The 20312-nt window shown below is 45.3% G+C and carries 15 protein-coding genes; 13 read left to right on the forward strand and 2 right to left on the reverse strand.

Annotation, left to right across the window (positions count from 1 at the left end; all coding sequences use genetic code 11):
* Positions 1-14: 14 nt before the first annotated feature.
* Together R8O70_RS06520 and tssH are read right to left on the reverse strand one after the other, a co-directional pair.
* Positions 15-1643, reverse strand: a complete 1629-nt coding sequence (locus tag R8O70_RS06520) for a sigma-54-dependent Fis family transcriptional regulator (protein ID WP_258508955.1) — start codon at positions 1641-1643, stop codon at positions 15-17.
* Positions 1630-4308, reverse strand: coding sequence for a type VI secretion system ATPase TssH (gene tssH, locus R8O70_RS06525; protein WP_054576207.1), 2679 nt, complete (start codon positions 4306-4308; stop codon positions 1630-1632). The genes R8O70_RS06520 and tssH overlap by 14 nt, the downstream gene beginning before the upstream one ends.
* Before the next feature lie 456 nt (positions 4309-4764).
* Between tssH and R8O70_RS06530 the strand changes: the two genes are divergently transcribed.
* The 13 genes from R8O70_RS06530 to tssG all read left to right on the forward strand — a co-directional run bounded on the left by R8O70_RS06530 (position 4765) and on the right by tssG (position 20285).
* Complete coding sequence (locus R8O70_RS06530; RefSeq protein ID WP_005373415.1) at positions 4765-5283, forward strand: Hcp family type VI secretion system effector; 519 nt, start codon at positions 4765-4767, stop codon at positions 5281-5283.
* A gap of 72 nt (positions 5284-5355) precedes the next feature.
* A complete protein-coding gene (gene tssI, locus R8O70_RS06535) occupies positions 5356-7434 on the forward strand; it encodes a type VI secretion system tip protein VgrG (RefSeq protein ID WP_005373412.1) in 2079 nt (692 codons plus the stop codon).
* A gap of 2 nt (positions 7435-7436) precedes the next feature.
* Entirely contained in the window at positions 7437-7919 is a 483-nt protein-coding gene (locus tag R8O70_RS06540) for a hypothetical protein (protein ID WP_017633762.1), read from the forward strand.
* 94 nt (positions 7920-8013) lie between these two features.
* Positions 8014-9333 carry a hypothetical protein gene (locus R8O70_RS06545; protein ID WP_017633761.1) on the forward strand — a complete coding sequence of 440 codons (1320 nt, stop codon included), beginning with the start codon at positions 8014-8016 and terminating at the stop codon, positions 9331-9333.
* Positions 9314-10306 (forward strand): DUF2169 domain-containing protein, encoded by a 993-nt coding sequence (locus R8O70_RS06550; RefSeq protein WP_017633760.1) that lies wholly within the window; start codon positions 9314-9316, stop codon positions 10304-10306. The genes R8O70_RS06545 and R8O70_RS06550 overlap by 20 nt, the downstream gene beginning before the upstream one ends.
* Positions 10299-11243, forward strand: coding sequence for a hypothetical protein (locus R8O70_RS06555; RefSeq protein ID WP_017633759.1), 945 nt, complete (start codon positions 10299-10301; stop codon positions 11241-11243). The genes R8O70_RS06550 and R8O70_RS06555 overlap by 8 nt, the downstream gene beginning before the upstream one ends.
* 237 nt (positions 11244-11480) lie before the next feature.
* Positions 11481-13481, forward strand: coding sequence for a serine/threonine protein kinase (locus tag R8O70_RS06560; RefSeq protein ID WP_258480599.1), 2001 nt, complete (start codon positions 11481-11483; stop codon positions 13479-13481).
* On the forward strand, positions 13468-15042 hold the full coding sequence (gene tssA / locus R8O70_RS06565; RefSeq protein WP_318184092.1) for a type VI secretion system protein TssA: 1575 nt from the start codon (positions 13468-13470) through the stop codon (positions 15040-15042). Before R8O70_RS06560 ends, tssA begins: the two co-directional genes overlap by 14 nt.
* Before the next feature lie 26 nt (positions 15043-15068).
* Positions 15069-15575 carry a type VI secretion system contractile sheath small subunit gene (gene tssB / locus R8O70_RS06570; RefSeq protein ID WP_005373381.1) on the forward strand — a complete coding sequence of 169 codons (507 nt, stop codon included), beginning with the start codon at positions 15069-15071 and terminating at the stop codon, positions 15573-15575.
* Between the two features lie 8 nt (positions 15576-15583).
* Entirely contained in the window at positions 15584-17059 is a 1476-nt protein-coding gene (gene tssC, locus R8O70_RS06575) for a type VI secretion system contractile sheath large subunit (RefSeq protein WP_005373378.1), read from the forward strand.
* A gap of 61 nt (positions 17060-17120) precedes the next feature.
* Positions 17121-17531 (forward strand): type VI secretion system baseplate subunit TssE, encoded by a 411-nt coding sequence (gene tssE / locus R8O70_RS06580; protein ID WP_033906409.1) that lies wholly within the window; start codon positions 17121-17123, stop codon positions 17529-17531.
* Positions 17532-17541: 10 nt separating this feature from the next.
* Positions 17542-19290, forward strand: coding sequence for a type VI secretion system baseplate subunit TssF (tssF, locus tag R8O70_RS06585; protein ID WP_042523535.1), 1749 nt, complete (start codon positions 17542-17544; stop codon positions 19288-19290).
* A complete protein-coding gene (gene tssG / locus R8O70_RS06590) occupies positions 19287-20285 on the forward strand; it encodes a type VI secretion system baseplate subunit TssG (RefSeq protein ID WP_182015868.1) in 999 nt (332 codons plus the stop codon). The genes tssF and tssG overlap by 4 nt, the downstream gene beginning before the upstream one ends.
* Positions 20286-20312 lie beyond the last annotated feature (27 nt).

Below are 20312 nucleotides of genomic sequence, written 5' to 3' on the forward strand. Positions count from 1 at the left end.
TTCTCGCTTCTCGCTTAACCAGCTGCAGAAATATCGTATTTCTTCATCTTATGGTTGAGGGTACTCATTGGAAGTGCCAATTGCTCAGCGGCTTTCTTCGTGTGCCAATTACAGGCATTTAAGCAATCGATGATCACTGTGCGTTCGTATTGGCTGACAACGTCCTTAAGGCCCATTGAAGCGTCTTCTAAATCCGCTTGTGCTGGCTCATAAACAGATTGTTCCGGGGTTGGTGATGCTGCTTTCAATTCGACACTTGGCGTATCTTCTGGGATTTGTTCACCAAACTCGATGTGAGTAATGGTTTCAAAATCGGACAGTAGCACCGAGCGCTCAATGATGTTCTTAAGCTCACGCACGTTCCCTGGGTATTGGTAGGCAAGCAGCTGTTTACGTACGTTGGCACTTAACCCTGGCGCTTGCGGCAAACCTAGCGTGTTGGTGGTGTGTTGCACGAAATGTTCGGCAAGGGGAATAATGTCCGACTTACGGGCTCTCAGGGGCGGCAATGTAATCGGGAATACATTCAAGCGATAGAACAAGTCGGCACGGAATCCGCCATCTTTGATTTGCTGCATAAGGTTACAGTGTGTTGCCGCGATAACGCGAACGTCCACCTCAATCTCTTTGCTAGTGCCGATTGGGCGAACTTTACGTTCTTGCAGTACACGCAGTAACTTCGCTTGTAGTAGCATTGGCATATCGCCAATTTCATCTAGGAAAAGCGTGCCGCCGTTGGCTGCTTCAAACAAACCGACTTTGTCTTTGTCCGCGCCAGTGAATGAGCCTTTCTTATGGCCAAAGAGTTCTGACTCTAATAACTGCTCTGGGATTGCGGCACAGTTTTGTACGATCAAAGGTTGTTCTGAACGGTTAGAGTTTTCGTGAATGTATTTCGCGATCACTTCTTTACCAGCGCCCGTTTCACCACGCAACAGAACGTCGACAGGAAGAGATAGCACCCTATCAAGACGATTCAATACATTGAGCATTTCTTCGCTCTCTGCAATAGGACCTTGATAGGCTTTCTGGGTACGTTTTTTGAGCTGAGTGTTCTCGCGCACTAGGGCTTGATTGTCGGCATTGAGATTTTTTATTACTTGCCCGTATTGCTCTAACCAAACGGCTTGGCGAATATTACTCGCAGCCATACGACAAAACTCAGTCAAGGCTGCCTCGTTATCGATGACGTTCAAATCGAGTAAGACTAACAGTCCAATGGTTTTGCTTTCGCTATCAATCAAAGGCCAAGCCAGTAAGTTCTCGCTTTTTAATCCCAGTGTCTGTTCTGTTTGATAGATGCTTTCGCAGTCATAGCCGTTGTACTTATACAACTCGTTAATCAACACCACTTCACCATTACGAATGGCAAAGTTGAATGGATCGTTCTCACTGGCTGAGTCTAACTGTAATGCTTCCCAAGGGTGGGAAACGATAGTTTTATCGTTATGGTGAGCGGTACTTGGAATCAACGCCTGCCCAGTCTGGTCCAAAACATAAATGATGCCGTGCTTTGCGAGGGTCATTTGTCTCGCAGCGGTCAACACAGCATCCAAGGTTTGGGTAAGCTGGCTGCGATCAGCCAAAGACTGACTGATCGCAAGTAGGGCGTTACTAAGTTCGCTATGGTTAGCTGAACGCATAGGTTAGTGTTCCTTGCTCATCGACAGACACTTCGATTTGCGTATGTGAATCATCCTTGTCATGCACTAATAGCTGAGTCGATAGTTGCGGCAGCAACTGACGGTTGATGACCGCGTCGATGTTACGCGCGCCCGTTTCAGCAAGGCGACAGTTACCTAGTACGAACTCAACCAAGCTGTCTTCGTAGCTTAGCGACAACTTGTGATGGCTCTGTAGACGCTGAGAAACTTTGTTCAGCTTGTGGTGAATAATTTCTGTCATTGCTTCATCAGACAGCGGAACAAATGGTAGTACTGACATACGTGCCAACAGCGCTGGTTTGAAATGTTGGTTCAATGTAGGGCGAATAGCTTCTGCGATGATGTTTGCATCGATGTCTTTTGATTGATGAACCAAAGATTCAATCTCGTGTGTTGCAAGGTTACTGGTCATGATGATCAGCGTGTTCTTGAAGTCGATGGTTCGGCCTTCGCCGTCGTTCAGCGTGCCTTTGTCGAACACTTGGTAGAACAGGTTCAACACTTCAGGGTCGGCTTTTTCCACTTCATCAAGAAGAACAACAGAATATGGACGTTGACGAACCGCTTCTGTCAGCATGCCGCCTTCGCCGTAACCTACGTAACCCGGAGGTGAACCAATTAGGCGAGATACCGTGTGCTTCTCTTGGAACTCAGACATGTTAATGGTCGTCATAAAGCGCTCACCACCAAACATTTGATCAGCAATTGCACGAGCAGTTTCGGTTTTACCCACGCCACTTGGGCCAACCAGCAGGAATACGCCTGTTGGTGCGTCTGGGTTGCCTAAGCCTGCTTTTGCGGTTTGAATGCCTTCAGACAGTGCATCGATAGCGTATTCTTGGCCTTTGATGCTTTGTGTTAGGCTTTCTTTCAGTTTTAGCGTGGTTTCTGCTTCGTCTTGAAGCATCTTACCCATTGGAATACCAGTCCAGTCCGAGATCACATGGCTGACTTCATCTGGGCCCACTTCAAAGTGAACCAGTGGGTTGCCATTGCGGATTACATCTAGCTGTTCTTGGCAGCCCGAAATTGCAATGCGAACGGCTTCTTCATCCATTTCTGCATATGGAGAAACGTCTTGCTCTTGTTCTGAATCTTCGTCTGCAACAAGCTCTTCTTCGTTTGTTTCGCCAAAGACCAGTTCATGTAAGCGAGAGCGTAGAGCAATCATCTCTTGGATCTGCTCTTTTTCTTTGTGCCATTGCGCTTCTTGTTCTGCTAGCTCTTCTTTCGTTGTTTCCATTGCCAGTTTTAGGTCTGGAATGTTAGCAAGGCTGTGCTTGTCGCCAGTTTGCTGCAGAGCATCACGCTCAAGTGCTTCAAGCTCGCGCTGTTGAGCTGCAAGTTCTTGCTGCAGAGTCTCAACAGAAGCAGGAATGGCATTAAGGCTGATGTTCACTCGTGCACACGCCGTATCTAGTACATCGATCGCTTTGTCTGGCAGTTGACGGCCAGAGATGTAACGAGCAGAAAGTGCTGCCGCAGCAGTGATAGCATCGTCACGCACGTAAACGTTATGTGACTTCTCGTATGCTGGGCGCAGACCACGAATGATCAATGCTGCTTGCTCAGGAGACGGTTCGTCGAGTTTCACCAATTGGAAACGACGCGCAAGAGCAGGATCTTTCTCGAAGTACTTCTTGTATTCCGACCATGTTGTCGCAGCGATGGTTTTCACTTCACCACGCGCTAGGGCTGGTTTTAGCAAGTTTGCCGCGTCGCTGCCGCCCGCTTGGTTACCACCGCCAACAAGGGTGTGTGCTTCATCGATGAAAAGAATGATAGGGGTTGGCGAGTTTTTCACTTCATCCAATACTGCGTTTAGGCGTTTTTCGAATTCGCCTTTTACGCTTGCACCAGCTTGCAGAAGACCCATGTCCAGGCCGTAAAGCTCAACACCTTTGAGGTTGTCTGGTACGTCACCTTGTACAATCTTAAGTGCCAAGCCTTCTACTACTGCGGTTTTACCAACGCCCGGTTCACCAACAGCAATAGGGTTGTTTTTACGGCGACGAGCAAGGATGTCCACGATTTGGCGGATTTCTTGGTCGCGGCAGAAAACAGGGTCGATTTCGCCTTTGCGTGCTTTACCAGTGAAGTCGGTTGTGAACTTGCTCAGTGCTGAACCATCTTCACGAGCTTGTGTTTTTTCTGAAGTAGCAACTTGCGCCTCAATAGAGTGGCTTGTTAGCTCTGCAAAGTTACGCTTAAGGCTGTCAGGGTTTACCGCTTCAAGGATAGAGGCGTAACCATGTTGGCCGTAACGGAGAGGGTTGCTAACAAGAGTAAGGAGCAGGGCACCAGAGCGGATTTGTGTTTCGGATAGATCTAAAGAAGAAACCAGCCAACTTTCTTGCAACCATTCGATTAATAAAGCAGAAAAAACAGGTTTGCTGCCATTTCCTTTGGCGTTGGTGTCGAGTGTGGATCGAACCGATTGTCTTAATAAGTTCTCAGAACAATCAAAATGACTCAATAAGACGTCAAAATCACTATTTGGCCTTTCTAATAGACTCAGTAAATAATGCTCAATTTGAACTTCGTTTGCTTTTTCAGAGACTGCAAGTGCAGCGGCGTCTTCTAATGCTACTTTTGCAATCGGGTGTAGACGCTGAATTAATGAAGAAAGGTTTATATTTATCATAGCCATTTTATTCTTTAGAGGAAAAGAGGTAGCGGCTATTATACTAAAAGTAATTGCGTTCTTTTTTTATCAAGATATTTTGACTATCGTTTGTTGGTTATTTTTAATGATTATTGTGACATTAATGTTTGTGGTTATTTTAATGGCGTTGTTATTCTAAATTAATTGATAGTAAAAGTGTCGGATTTATTAGTTTTAATGACTTTATTTACACGGTTTTATATGGTTATTTTCACTTTTTAAAGTTAGAACAATTTATTATTATCTTAATCCAACTTTTTGGTTTTTTATCCAATAAATTGTACTCAATATATTAGTGAATAATGCCTGGTATTACTTAAGTTGTTGTTTTTGTTTGATTTTTAAAGTTGGCACGGACTTTGATTATACCAACTAGTCGCGGTGATAAGCGATTTGGTGATTTAAACAAAACAGATTTTAGAAAAGGAAATAGCGATGCCAACTCCAGCATATATGTCTATCCAAGGTGAGACTCAAGGCCATATTACTAAAGATACTTACTCTGCAGATTCAGTAGGTAACACATGGCAAGAAGCTCACGTTGATGAGTTCCTAGTACAAGAACTTGATCACGTGCTAACAGTTCCACGTGATCCACAAAGTGGTCAGCCAACTGGTCAACGTGTACACCGTCCACTTGTTGTAACTAAAGTTCAAGATCGCTCATCTCCACTACTATTCAACGCACTAGTATCTGGCGAAAAACTTCCTGAGTGTGTGATCCGCTTCTACCGCACTTCAGTTCAAGGTAAACAAGAGCACTACTACTCAATCAAATTGATTGATGCGCTACTTGTCGATATCCAAACTCGTATGAACCACTGTCAAGACGCAGCAACAGCTGACCGCGTGACAGAAGAAGTGCTTAAGTTCACTTACCGTGCGATCGAAGTAACTCACGAAAACTGTGGTACTGCGGGTAACGACGACTGGCGTGCTCCACGCGAAGCTTAATTGCTCGTCGCGTAAAGATTCAGGGCCAACGATTGTTGGCCCTAATTCGATTATTTGTATCAGGTAAAAGATATGGTGAATGACGTAGAATTTAAATTTGAAGTGCCTGGATGTGGGCATGAATTTCGGGTCGAGAGCTTTCATGTTCATGAAGAGTTATCTAAGCCTTTCCACATCAATCTCTCATTACTTTCACTTGATCCAGATATCTCGTTCGATGAGTTAATACGTAAAGCAGGAACATTGACACTTTACGGACAAGGTGTTGGGGCTGCGCGTGTGTTCAACGGCGTGGTGAATGAAGTTCGTTACTTAGGGACTGGGCGTCGTTTTTCTCGTTATCAATTAGTCTTGGTTCCTCAAGCTTGGTTCTTATCTCAGCGCCAAGATTGTCGTATTTTCCAGCAAAAGTCAGCGCAAGACATCATCACAGAAGTACTCGATGATGGGGCAGTCACCGATTACCGATTTGAAGTGTCGGGTACTTATCCTCCAAAAGAATACGTTCTGCAATACCGTGAGTCTGACTTGCACTTCGTGCAGCGTATGATGGCTGAACACGGTATGTGGTATTACTTTGACCATAGCGATTCAAATCATACGATGGTCATTGTCGACAGTAATGACGCGATTGCACCTTTGATAAGCTCGCCACTAAATGCTTCTTACATTGGGCCGATTGTTTATCATGCCGATGGTGGCGGTGTTGCCGATCGCGAACATATCTCTGATCTCGAGTTAGTTAACCGCGTTAGAACGGGACAGGTTACGTACACAGATTACAACTACGAACACCCTAAAATTCCACAAGAGATGACACAGGCTGGCGAGCTAGACCAAGATCTCAAGCAGTTTGATTATCCTGGACGATACGTCGACCCGCTGATGGGGCAGGTGAGAACCACGGAGTGGATGTCGGAACACATAGTCGATAATCAACAAGTGGAAGCAACGAGTGACGTAATGCGCTTAGCATCTGGTTACAGCTTTAACGTCAGTGACCACCCGCGTTCTGAGATTAACCGCGATTACCTCATGTTGTCTGTAATGCACACAGGTCAAGATCCGCAAGTGCATGAAGATGAAGCGAGTGGTATGCCAACTACTTACTACAACCAGTTCTCATGTATTCCACGTGATGTGGTATTTAAAGCGCCTAAACTAGCAGCACCAGTGGTTGATGGCCCGCAAACGGCGGTTGTTGTAGGACCAGAAGGTGAAGAGATTTACACCGACAAGCTTGGTCGAGTGAAAGTACAGTTCCATTGGGATCGCTACGGTGATAACAACGAGCATTCAAGCTGTTGGATTCGTGTAAGCCAATCCATGGCGGCGCCAACATGGGGCGCAGTTTATTTGCCGCGTATTGGCCACGAAGTCGTAGTAACTTTCCTTGAGGGGGACCCAGATCGTCCGTTAGTTACGGGCGCAGTTTACAACGGTTTGCATTTCCCACCGTACTCTTTGCCAGAAAACAAAACTCGTACCACGTTCCGCACGCAAACGCACAAAGGAACAGGTTACAACGAGTTGAGTTTTGAAGACGAAGCGAACCAAGAAGAAGTCTATATTCACGCTCAAAAAGACATGTCGACCAAGGTGCTCAACAACCGTTACCGTGATATCGGTCAAGATGAATTCTTGAAGGTTGCACGTCACCAAACGAATGAAGTTCATGGTGACCATAAAGAAACCATTCATGGGCATAAAACGACACAGGTAAACAGTACGTTTACCGAGACAGTCGAGCAAGACGTTACCGTTACATACAACGCGAACGAAGCCCAGTATGTGAAAAACAATTCTGACTTAGAAATTGGTGATAACCGTACGACTAAGATCGGTAAAAATGATGACTTAGATATTGGCGAAAACAGTAACCTTACTATCGGTGCGTCTAAGAGTTCAGATATTGGTGCGGATGATAACCAGACGGTTGGTGGCAACTTAACGGTATCAGTGAAAGGGAATACCGCTTATAAAGCTGATGGTGCAACGCAAATTATCAGTGGCGACAAGATTGTATTGAAAACGGGTGGTTCCTCTTTGGTGATGAACAGTGATGGTTCAATAAAGTTATCAGGCTCGGCTATTACGATCGAAGGCAGTGACAAAGTCGTCGTGAAAGGTGGCAACGTAGTGGTTAACTAACAATGGAAAAACAACCTCTTACAACAGAAGTAATATCAAAGCAGCAAGCCGAATCAACGGCTTGCTTTTCGCGTTTTGGAAGAATAGTGGCTATCAATGAGTCTACGGGCAGTGTGCGAGTTGATTTTGATGGTAACCCATTTAAGCAGCCACTCACTGCGAGACTAGGACGTGGCTTTCGTCGTTCTGAGCTGCAAATGGCTATCGATAATCGATTAAGTTGTCGAGTTGAATTTTTGAACGACGACTTAAGCTTGCCTCTTGTGACGGACATTTTCTTCTCCATTCTGGATGACTCTGACGAGTTTGTATTGCGAGCGAAGAAGATGGTTATCGAGACAGAACAAGAGTTGGTAGTCAAAAGTGGTGAGACAGAAACTCGCTATAGCGGGCGCGATGGACGAATTACCACTAAAGCGAAGTACGTCACTTCTCAAGCAGAAAAAGCACAAAAAATTCAAGGCGGAACGATCGCAATTAACTAATTACCTAGCATTAGCTAATTTACGTCGAGTTAGCTAATTACTTTGTATTAACTAATTGCAATCGCGTTATGGCACGCTAATAACGGATAACTAGATGCGACAAAGAATCGGTGTCGAGCACCTAAAGGCACCCATAACCAATCAAGAAGTCGAAGGCGCGTTAGCAAAAGCTGATCGCGCTGTGAATGACCTTTCCCAGTTGCCAGTAACATGGCTGGATTTCTGTAATGAAAAGCTGTCCATTGCTTCTGAAAGTATCGGGTTTTTAATCAGGCAGCGAGTTCAAATTCACAAAAGGGGTTATCCAAGTCGTGAGTTGGCGTATCTCAAGCTGATCGAACGCCAAATTGAAGAACTGAAGCAGGTGTACTTGTCGTTTTATCGGCTAGCACCGGGGTTGATTCATCAGTTAAGAGGCCAGGAGCCAGAAATCTACAGCTGGCTGATGCTACAGGGCGAGTTGGGCTCAGAGTTGGATAACCTTTTGTGCGGATTGAGTTTACTCGAAGATATTGACGCTAAAACCGCAATGGTCATTGCCGTACAATCTCCGGTTGAATCTATGGATAGCACGCTTTCGGAGCTTATTGAGGGCAATGCGACATCCAGTGCGTTTTACTTTGAATGCTTACGTGTACGTCAAACATTAAGTGTTTCTCTCATCAAGCGCTGGCACAAAGCCAGCATCATTAGCTCTCAAGTTGCTTTGCCACTGCTCGTTTTACAAGACGTAAAAGAGGGGATTGATTGGCTTAATGACAATGCAGGCAGCGAACAATATCTATTTGAACGTTTGATTACCAAACGTGACAGAGGCACTTGGTTCCGTCAGTGCTTTGGCATCGAACCAAATAGATTACCATCAGCGCAAGTGCTCACTTACGCCAAGTTGCTTGAGTTAAAAGAGTTTGAGGCGTTTGATATCTCTTCTTCATTAGCACCTGTTGATTTTGCGCTGAGTGGTGATTGGAAACTGGTGCCCCAAATCATCGAGCACTTGGAAAGTCTGGAGGAAGCTGAAGGTGAAATTTGGCTTCAAGCCTTGTATGTCGTCTACGGAAAGCTTCTTCCTCTGACTCCGCAAGATGTTGGTGTCGAGTATGAATGGGAAGAGATCGTCGATCTGCTCAATGAGTGGGTGGAAGATGAAAAATATATCCAAAATCTACCAAGCCGCTTGGGTTACGCATTGAGCTTCGAGTCTACGTTAGCTGCGATGCAAGATTCTAACGTTGATGTGCTGTTCCGCGACTGGCTATGGCGCCAAATCTGTATTCAATCCAGAGCCTACGTGCCTTGGGATATGGCAATGCCGATTCATCAACAAGACTGGAACTTTAACAATTTAAAGGCCGCACCTTCTGCGAGCGAACGATTCAACTTAAGGAATAGCAATGCAGTTATGGGATATTGAGGCGCACCCTGAGCTATCACTTAAAGGTCGTTTTCAACGTGACGAAAACGGCGATGAAGTGTGGGTTGTGGTCGCCAAACGCACATGGCAATTCGATGGTGTGGTTTGGCACGAATTAGGTGAAAGTGAAATCTTCGATGATCCCCAATATTTGGGCGAAGAAGGCTTCTCTGCGATGAAAGTTGACCACGAGTTCGCGTATACCAAAGACAACACAGATGTACTTGTTTACGGCAAAGCGCGCAGTTACGCGAAAAAGCCAGTGACATACCAAGAGTGTCGCGTGTTGATTGATGGTCATATCGATAAGATTCTCGCTATTCACGGGGAACGCGTATGGGTTGAGCATGCTGGCAGTATCACGCTGAGCAATCCAGTCCCATTTATTGAAAAAGACATTGATTACACTTGCGCGGTAGGCGGTGATTTACGTAACCGAATAGGTGGTGGGGTTGCCGACTCCAACAAAGAATTGCTTGAACAGAAAGTACCCTCGATTTTTTATCCCCGAGAGGACTGGAGTGCCGCCGCGAAAAAGCTACGCGTTGCGGGGTTCGGGCCTGTGCCTCCGTTCTTTGAGTCGCGCCAGAAGCTGGCCGGCACGTTCGATGACGATTGGATTGAGAATCGCAAGCCAATGTTGCCACTCGATTTTGATAAGCGGTTCTTCCAAAGCGCGCCTATTGATCAACAGTGCAAAGGCTTCCTTCGTGGGGGGGAGCGTTTGATGATGAGTGGTTTTTGTCATGATGACACGCTTTCATTTCGAATTCCTAAAGAAAAATACCGTGCGATCGCGACGTTCAAAGATCAAAGTTATCAAGCTGATATGGCGATGTACACCTTATTCGTTGATGCGGAAAAGAAAACTATATCAATCAGTTACACCGCTGCGTTTCCTTGTCAGGGCAAGGAGCATTTGTTGGTGTCGACATCCATCACTAAGTTGGAAGAGGTAAGCGAGCATGCATAATTCAACAGGCCGTTACGTGCTAGGGATGGAAGTGATGACGCCAACCGGTATGAATTTAGATATTGCTAGTGCAGTTTCGTATGCTGACTTAGGAAGATTCGACCAATGTGTAGGGGATGATGGTATCGAGCGTTTTACTTACGCCAAAATCGAATACACCAAAGAAAGTGAGCAGTTTGAAAAAACGTGTGAGTTAATCACCCACTTGCTTGATTCATTATTAGCACAGTTACCACGTTCATTGAGACCAATACCTTTGCTTATAGCGGTGCCTGTGTCTGTTTCTCTAGTAAAGGTGCAAGAATGGCTTGGTGAAAGTAACTATGCTGAATTTCTCTCTGTGGTGAATGCTGTTCATGCCAGTGGGCCCAGTTTCGTTCTCCAGGCCATGAAATCATTGGATAAATATGATGCTATGATGTGTATCAGTGTCGATTCCTTGGTGAGTTCGATGCAAACACTCATCGACGATGCGATGGTAATGAGTACCAATAATCCATGGGGCGTTATTCCGAGCGAGGGTGGGGCGGGTTTAATTCTTTGTCGAAAAAACACCGTAGAAACATTGAAACTTAAGCCTCAAGCGCAGCTTGGCTACATTGATACGGAATTAAACACTTCAGACCGAAGAGGCATGTTTCGACTTGTTCAACGTGCGAGTAAAAAGCTCGATTCATTTGGTGAAGTGTATTCCGATATGACGAACCTGCGCATGCATTCGGAAGATTACGGCTTTGCTCTGGGGGCGAAAGCAGAACGATTCACGAACCCAGAACAACCGCAGCTTATCAATGAGTTGTGGGGCACAATGGGTAGTTGTTCTTCTCTCGCTTTAATTGCCTTTGCGGTCAGAGAGCACCACTTTAAGCAACCAACTACATTGTTAATGTTCGACTTTCATGGTGACAAAGGAGTTCTCCAATTACTGCAATGTTAGTGGGCACTCATCGATCAAATGGCAATGAAAATATACTCATATTATTAGGTTGAAGTTTGTAACACGAAAAAGCGTATAACTCATGCAGTGAAAGCGTAAGTAAAAAGGTCTAATAAGTTAGTAATAATAACTAAAATAATAGGCTTACTGTTTGTTTTAAATACCAACCTTGATACAAGTACGTTCAAGAAAATATTATTCAACTCTAATAATATTTATTCTATGAAAGAGTACTAAGTGTCTAATAATCAGAGTACAGCCAAAGGATATATCGATCAGTTGGTTGTTAAAGCTATTGAGAAAAAGAAACTGAATGAGCAAAGGCTAGCAGAAAAAAATAAGCCGAAGCTTGAGTACGTGCTTTTTTCACAGTTTGATGTATTAGACAAGCTTCCTTCTAAAAATGGTAAGACAACGGTTTACCATCTTGCAAAAAAAGGGCAGCCAGAGAAGCAAATCTGTTGCAAAGTTATCAATGATGACTCGCCAGAATTTGCGAGCAAAATGTTGATTAACGAAGCGAGCAGGCTGGAGCTTTCTCAACACCCTAGCGTGGCTAACTTTGTAAAAATCGGCAACGAATTCGAACGCCCATATTTGATGTACGAGTGGATCCAAGGTGAATCACTGGCAGAAAAAATGGAGCGTCATTCTTCTAAAGGCTTTCGCCACGACCACATCGCTTGGTTGGTGTATCAACTCGCTGGCGCTCTAGAGTTTATGCATACAAGAGGTATCTGCCATCTTGATATTAAACCATCTAACGTATTAGTGAGTGAAGGCGATTACGTTAAGCTCATTGATTTCGGCGCTGCTCGTTACATTGGAGAGACAGAACCTTACGCAGAAGCAAGCTTGAGCTACGCTTCCCCTCTTTATATAGAAACTGGCATCGCGGAACCGCAAGATGATGTTTACTCTCTCGCTTTGCTCGCTGGACACCTATTTTTAGGATCAATATTTGGTGATGCATGGAATAAGCAGTTAAAAGATCGAAAGCGTCCGGCTTTGATCCCGGCTCATATTTGGAAATTGCTGAAAGAAGTCATCAACAAACCAAGAGGGCATAGCTATACCGCTATTTCTTTTGCTCAACAGTTAGCGCGAATCGATACGCAATCAATTAGCTCAAATTCTAACGCACCAATTTTCAGTAGCTTGCGTAACGCGGACTTGCTGCTTACACACTGTAAGCCAAATGATAAAACGGCGTATGGTCGCTTTAAAATATTAGAGGCGAGCTTAGTGTTGAGTGTGCTGGCAACAGCAGGAAGTTATTTATATCAACAGAATAAAGATCAATTGGATGCCATTTTTTCCCGAGGTGTCACTACTGTAACTCACGTTATTACGCCCTCTGAAACGGCTTCTTTTTTGGCTCAGCCTCCATGGAAAATCAAAGAAGAACTGTCTCAAGCTACTCAGAGTATTGATATGACAGAAGCTTATCGAACAGCATATCAAGCTCAGCAGTTAAGCCTCTCGAGTTTATATGAAGAAAAACAGGCTCAGTTAACGTCGTATCAATCGTTAGCGGATGGCTTACCAATGGCATTAGTCGAATTACGTAAGGAGCTTGTCACCTTGCGAGAAACCCTTGTTCGTGACGGTGCTCTGTTTCCATATGCGGATGAGGCGTTGACTAAAGTGATGTCTGGATTAAATGTCGCGTCTATCGATTCCATGAAAGTATCTGCCATAGCTGGCAGTCGAGATAAGCAGATTGCTCGCTTAATTTTAGATGGTGAAGCTAAGCTCGCAGAAAATGAAATGAAAGAGGCATGGTTGTTAAACCAGTCACAAGCCTATTTCTACAACCAAATCTTACCAAAGGCTGTGATGGAAAATATTAATGACTCCATCGATAAACATGCAGAGGCGCACTTTTACACCAAAGCAATTGAAGAAGCTGAATTAGCCAAAGCCTACTTCGGTAATACGCCAGAACTAGACAAAAAAATAAAGGATTTAATCGTCGCAAGAAGCGAATTTATTTTGTTTAGCACCGTGATGGAGCAATCCGTTTACGACAAACAAAAGCTACATGAATCCCTTGCCGATTTAGAACGGAATGCACCAAGTAAATTTACGGAAATCACGAAAATTCTAGATAGCATGGCGTCGGATGCGATAGAGCAGAGCCATCGATTATCTAAGCCAGCAAATGGCGCAATTGCGGTAGCGCGTGCGTTGAGAGATTACTTGACTGAAGGAGACGTGAATTTTGTCCAACATTGATATCGACCGTCTGCTTAATCCTATTTCTGATGAATCTCCAGTGGGAAACGATGCCCGTTACGAGTTTTGCTATGAAATGATGGAGTCCGAAGTGAAGAAATTCGGTTCCTTGTTTGGCGAAACAGTAGATTGGAGCGTGGTAAAAACGCACGCGACCGAAGTTCTAGAGCACCACAGCAAAGACTTAAAAGCCATTTGTTACTTCGTTCGCGCGCTAACAGAAGAGTTTGGTCTGCAAGGCTTTGAACAAGGTCTAAAGCTGCTTAGTGAGGCGTTAAGTCGCTTTGGCGTTGAATTGTATCCTTCCCGAAAGCGGGGTCGAGATGGCGCGGTCGAATGGTTGAACCATCAGTTTAAACTGGTCAGCAGCAAGTTAGCGGAAAGCGCTCAGTCATGGGATTTGGTATCAAACTGCATTTCGACTATTGAAGAAGTGCAGCGTCAATACGACGAGGTTTATCAAGACTCAGAAGCGGATTTCTTTGAGATTCGCACTCAACTCAATGTTTTATCTCAACAAGCGGCGGCTGATGAGCAGAGCGATGATGCAGTCGTTAACGTCGAACAAGCGGCGCCTGCACCAGCTACGCAGTCTGCTGCCGAAGAAACGCCAGCGCAGAGTGAAGTGCAAACCGCACCGGTGAAGGCGGTTCCGCCGGCCCCTAAACCTGCGCCAGTTAAGAAAGCGGTGGCAAAAGAAGTGGATGTCGATACGGACTTCTCTTCGCCGACGGCTTCTAAGCGCACCTTGAAGAAGGTTGCGGAAGTCATGCTTCATGCGAACCCAAGTGATCCGCTGGCTTACCGGATTTATCGTCATCTGACTTGGGATGACATTGATGGTCTACCCGACCACCAAAATAATCAAACGCCTTTGAGCTTGGCAGTGTCGTCCGATCAACAAGCGGAATACCGAGATAAAGCTGACCAAGAAAGCGACATCGACACCATTAAGCGTTTGGAGCGCACATTAACGGATGCGCCGTTTTGGCTGACGGGCCATTACTTCGTGTATTCGATGCTTAATAACTTGGGCTTTGATGATGCAGCGCTTGCTGTGAAACAAGAAGTGACGCGTTTTGTTGAATCGCTAGAGGGCATCGAGCACCTCTCATTTAAGAATTCTATACCATTTGCAGATGAAGCGACCTTGAGCTGGTTATCGACTCAAGATACTACTTCTTCGACTTCTCAACCCGTTGTTCAAACGGTTGTGATTTCGCAGGAAGACTCGCTGCCAATGGAGGATATCACTCTAGAAAATCTAGGGGAATGTGCCGCAGAGCTTGCCCGCAAACTTGAGCTGGATAGCTCGGGACGTGGGCAGTTCATGCTGTATTTGCAATTGATAGCAGCTTACCAGTCTGTTGGATTATACCCGTTGTGTTTGCCGTATCTTGAGAAGGGGTGGGAAGTACAAAAAGCGTTTAATCTCGCGAGCTGGGAACCCCACTTATCGTCACAGTTAGAAGACCTAATTCGAAAAACACTCCATCGGTTATTTGGAAGCAAGGATCTTCTACCTGAGAAGTATGAAGAGTGGAAAGCAATTTACGACTAATTAAAGAGTTAGATAAGGAACGAATTATGTCACGTGACGGCTCGGTGGCTCCTAAAGAGCGAATTAATATCCGTTATGTTCCAGCAACTGGCGATACGCAAGAAGACGTAGAGCTGCCGCTAAGCATGATGGTAGTTGGCGACTTTACTGCGCGTGCAGATGAGACACCAATTGAAGAACGTACTCCAATTAACATCGACAAAGACAACTTTAACGAAGTGCTAGAGGGCATGTCTCCAAACGTTAAAGTCAACGTTGAAAACCGTCTTTCTGATGAAGAAGGCGGCCAGATTGGTGTTGATCTGACCTTCCAAAACATGAAGGACTTCTCTCCTGAAGCGATCGCGAAAAGTGTACCTGAACTAAACAGCCTACTTGAGCTTCGCGAAGCCTTGGTTGCACTTAAAGGTCCTCTAGGAAACGTGCCTGCGTTCCGTAAGAAGATCGCATCGGTTCTTCAAGATGAAGAAGCGAGAAAGAAACTGTTGGATGAACTAAGCATTGGCAACGACCAAGACGCGAAAGAAGAGTAAGGGATATCATGTCTGCAGAAGCACAAGCGCCAGAACAAGAAGCAGCCTTAGTTGAATCAGGCTCACTTCTGGATAGCATTCTTAACGAAACACGTTTAAAGCCAAGTGATGAAGGTTTTGACGTTGCAAAACGCGGCGTAGAAGCATTCATCAGTGAGCTACTAAGCAGTTCGAACACAGAGAAAGTCGACCAATCTCTGGTTGATCTGATGATCTCTGAAATCGACCAAAAATTGTCTAAGCAAGTTGATGCAATTCTTCACAACGAAGAAGTTCAAGCGATTGAATCAACGTGGCGTGGCCTTAAGTACCTGGTTGATCACACTGACTTCCGCGAGAACATTCAAATTGAACTGATCTCTGCGAAGAAAGACGAAGTTCTTGATGACTTCGAAGACGCTCCAGAGGTGGTGAAGTCTGGCCTGTACAAGCAAATCTACACACGTGAATACGGCCAGTTCGGTGGTAAACCTGTTGGCGCCGTCATTTGTGATTACGCTATGTCTGCCTCTTCGCCTGACATCAAACTGATGGAATACATGGCGAACGTAGGCGCAATGTCTCACGCACCATTCATCACGTCGGCATCGGCTAAATTCTTTGGCCTAGACAGCTATGAAGAGCTGCCAAACCTAAAAGATCTGAAGTCTGTATTCGAAGGTCCACAGTACGCGAAATGGCGTGGTCTGCGTGAGCACGAAGATGCACGTTATTTAGGTCTATGTACGTCTCGCTTTATGTTACGTACGCCTTACTCTGTAGAAGATAACCCAATTAAGGCGTTTGACTACGATGAGCAAGTGACAGACAGCCATGATAACTACCTATGGGGCAACTCAGCGTACGCGATGGCGTCTAAGATCAGTGAATCATTTGCTAAGTACCGTTGGTGTCCGAACATTATTGGTCCTCAAAGCGGTGGTACTGTACAAGATCTACCGGTTTACAACTTTGAAGCTATGGGTCAAATCGAGACTAAGATCCCAACCGAGATCCTGGTTTCTGACCGTCGTGAGTATGAGCTAGCAGAAGAAGGCTTCATTGCGCTAACCATGCGTAAAGGTTCTGACAACGCGGCGTTCTTCTCTGCAAACTCTGTTCAAAAGCCGAAAGTGTTTGCGAATACGCCGGAAGGCAAACAAGCAGAGATGAACTACAAGCTAGGTACTCAGCTTCCTTACATGTTCATTATCAACCGTTTAGCGCACTACATCAAAGTGCTACAGCGTGAGCAAATTGGTTCTTGGAAAGAGCGTTCTGACCTAGAAATCGAATTGAACAAGTGGATTCGTCAATACGTTTCTGACCAAGAGAACCCGCCAGCGGAAGTTCGTGGTCGCCGTCCGCTTCGTGCTGCGAAGGTTGAAGTATCAGACGTAGAAGGCGATCCAGGCTGGTACAAAGTATCGATGTCTGTACGTCCTCACTTCAAGTACATGGGCGCAAGCTTCGACTTGTCTCTAGTTGGTAAGCTAGACCAATAACCCATTACTGAAACCATCAAGCAGCCAGTGAAGACTGGCTGCTTTTTTCGTAGGACCGCATATGGAAAAAGGTTACCGTCTTTTAGAGCGGATCGAGCTAGGAGAACCAAAAAACTGCTACGAGAAAGTGGTGTCTCATAAGCATTTGATTGAATCCATTCACTCGCATCTCGCTGACTTGTTGAATACGCACTCCGGCAACGCAATGATCGACAATGAGTATGGTCTGCCAGATTTTAACGACGTACTTTCTAACAACACAAACCTCGTTCGCCATATTCAAAAAAACATCACGTCAACCATAGAACGCTTTGAGCCCCGACTGTTTAATGTCGAGGTTCATTACCGTGAAGACCACCATAATCCATTACAACTCGGCTTTGGTATTCGCGGCGAAGTTTCCCATAACGGCGGTAAAGTCCCAATGTCGATCGATGTCTACATGGGAACCGACGGCCAATTTAACGTTTAGTAGGTGCCACTTGAGTAACAGTAAATACTTTCAAGATGAACTCACGTATTTACGCGAGTCGGGTAGTGAGTTTGCCAAATATCATCCGAAGTTAACTCACTTTCTCTCTGAAGGAACTTTTGATCCAGATGTCGAACGACTGCTGGAAGGTTTTGCTTTTTTGACCGGACGCATCCGCGAAAAGATTGACGATGAACTTCCTGAGCTAACGCAATCTCTGATGACTTTGCTGTGGCCACATTACATGCGTTCGATTCCGTCTTTGTGCATTAGCGAACTAAAACCGCATACCGGAAGTGTTACTGAGAAAACCGTGGTGAAACGTGGTGCGGAAATGGCCAGCGAACAGGTAGAAGGCACGCAGTGTTTGTTCCGTACTTGTTATGACGTCAATCTATACCCAGTTACGATTACTAACATCGAACAAACTAACAGCCGCACCAGTTCGATGATTGATGTGACGTTATCGACGGAGCATGGCCTGGAATTGTCTCGTATCGGTTTAGATACGTTGCGTTTGCACCTGCATGGTGAGATTCATATTACTCGCACTGTCTTCTTATGGCTGTTCCGTTATCTAGATTACGTCGAGTTGGATGTTGGTGGCGGCTACAAACATCGTTTAGGGCCAGAATACGTTAAGCCAGTCGGGCATGAAGAGGACGAGGCGCTGTTGCCTTACAGCAAAAATTCCTTTGCAGGCTACCGTTTGCTGCAAGAATTCTTCTCTTTGCCAGATAAGTTCATGTTCTTCGACATTAAAGGCTTAGAGTGGCTAAAAGGCATTCCGCAACGCAGCACGGTCAAAATCAAATTCCACTTTAAGCGTGCTTTGCCTTCAGAAGTGGTACTTAAAGATAAACACTTAAGGTTGCACTGCACACCTGCGGTTAACTTGTTTGAAAAAGACGGCGATCCAATCCGTTTAGAGCATCGACGAAACGAGTACAAGGTGCGTCCACAAAGTAACACTCAGGAGCATTACGAGGTTTATTCCATTGAGCAAGTGGAGAGTTGGAGTAAAGACGAGCGTCGCCGAAAACCACTGATTGAATTTGAATCGTTTGAGCACCAAATCAACCAGCGTGATAAGCGAGAGTTCTACAAATCCAAAGTGGGCGAGCGAGTAAGCGGAAGAGGGTTAGAGCGCTATATCTCATTCCATACTCACAATGGCGACATTGCGGATTTAGGGACTGAAACAGTATTGATGAAACTGCAATGCAGTAACGCGGACTTAGCGGAGCGCCTGTCAGTAGGAGATATCACGTACGCGACGCACAAGTCGCCAACGTATGCGACGTTTAAAAACATTACTAAGCCAACACAGTCAGTAAGTCCTCAGGTTAATGGTGAACTTCAATGGCAGTTGATTGCCAACATGTCGCTCAACTACTTGTCTTTGGCCAATATCGATGTGTTGAAAGTGTTGCTCTCGACTTACGACTTCCACTCTCGAGTCGATAGACAAGCCCACCGCGCGTCGATTCATCGACTTGATGGCATTATTTCTTCAGAGATGAAACCAATCGATCGCGTATTTCGTGGTGTATCTGTGCGTGGTAACCAATTCAAGCTCGTGACGGACTCTAAGTTCTTCGTAAATGAAGGCGATATGTTCCTTATGGCCACGGTATTGAATGAATTTATCCGTTTGTATTCGAGTGTGAACTCCTTTACCGAACTAGAGGTGTTCGATGAAGCGACGGGCGAGGTTTACAACTGGGCAAGCCTAATCGGGCAGCAGACGATACTATGATTAACACACTTTCTGATAAGTCGAATGAGTTTAGTTTCTACCAAGCGGTGTTGCTGTTAGAGAAACACTACCAGTTGGAGCCAAACTCAAATTTTGTTGCCGTGGGCGAGAACAAATACTTCCATCAAGAGCGAATTGAGTTCAGCGTGTCGCCAAACCTGTGCTTTCCAAAGAGTGATATGGATTTTATTACTCATATGGAAAGAAACGGACAGCAATATTCACGTATTGAGACGAACTTTCTTGGCTTGCATGGTTCAAGCTCGCCCCTGCCAGCGTCTTACACTGAGAAACTCGTCGGTCGTGATCCCGATGATAACCCAGTGAAGGATTTCTTCGACTTTTTCCACAACCGCTATACAAGCTTACTGTATCGTGTTTGGAAGAAATACCGATATCACGTGCAGTACAAAAGCGGGGCAAGCGATGCTTTTTCTGGGCGCATACTGCATTTGGCTGGTCTTTCTAGCGTTATGCAAGATTGTGAAGTAGCGGAGTTAGATCGAGCGAAGGTTCTGTCTTACGTGAACCAGTTATCTACGCGTACACGTTCACCTAAGCTTATTTCCGGTATTGTTTCGCACTACTTTTCACTGCCGAATGTGCGAATCGAAGAATGGGTTTATAGACGCGTAGAAATCGCTGAAAGCCAGCGTAACAAACTCAATCGTTCCAATTGTATATTGGGGCAAAGCTTACACTTGGGACAAAGCATTGCGGATTTGAACGGCAAGTTTAACTTGTGTATCGACAACATTGATTTTGAAACGTTTAAGCAGTTTTCCTACGATGGTGAGTTACATAAGACGCTGGTGGGCTTGATGCGCTTTATTCTGCGTGACCCAATGTCGTGGGACCTAAAGTTGGCAGTTAACCTAGACAGTATTCCAGAAAACAAACTGGGTAATGGAGAAGGGAACCAACTAGGTCAAACGTTCTGGCTAGGCAACCCAGGGGATAAAGACGCCAAAATTCGACTTATCGGAAGCATATAAGAAAGCCGCTCAACGAGCGGCCCTTTA

The sequence above is a fragment of the Vibrio sp. 779(2023) genome, from assembly GCF_033344285.1.
Classification (GTDB): Bacteria; Pseudomonadota; Gammaproteobacteria; order Enterobacterales; family Vibrionaceae; genus Vibrio; species Vibrio alginolyticus.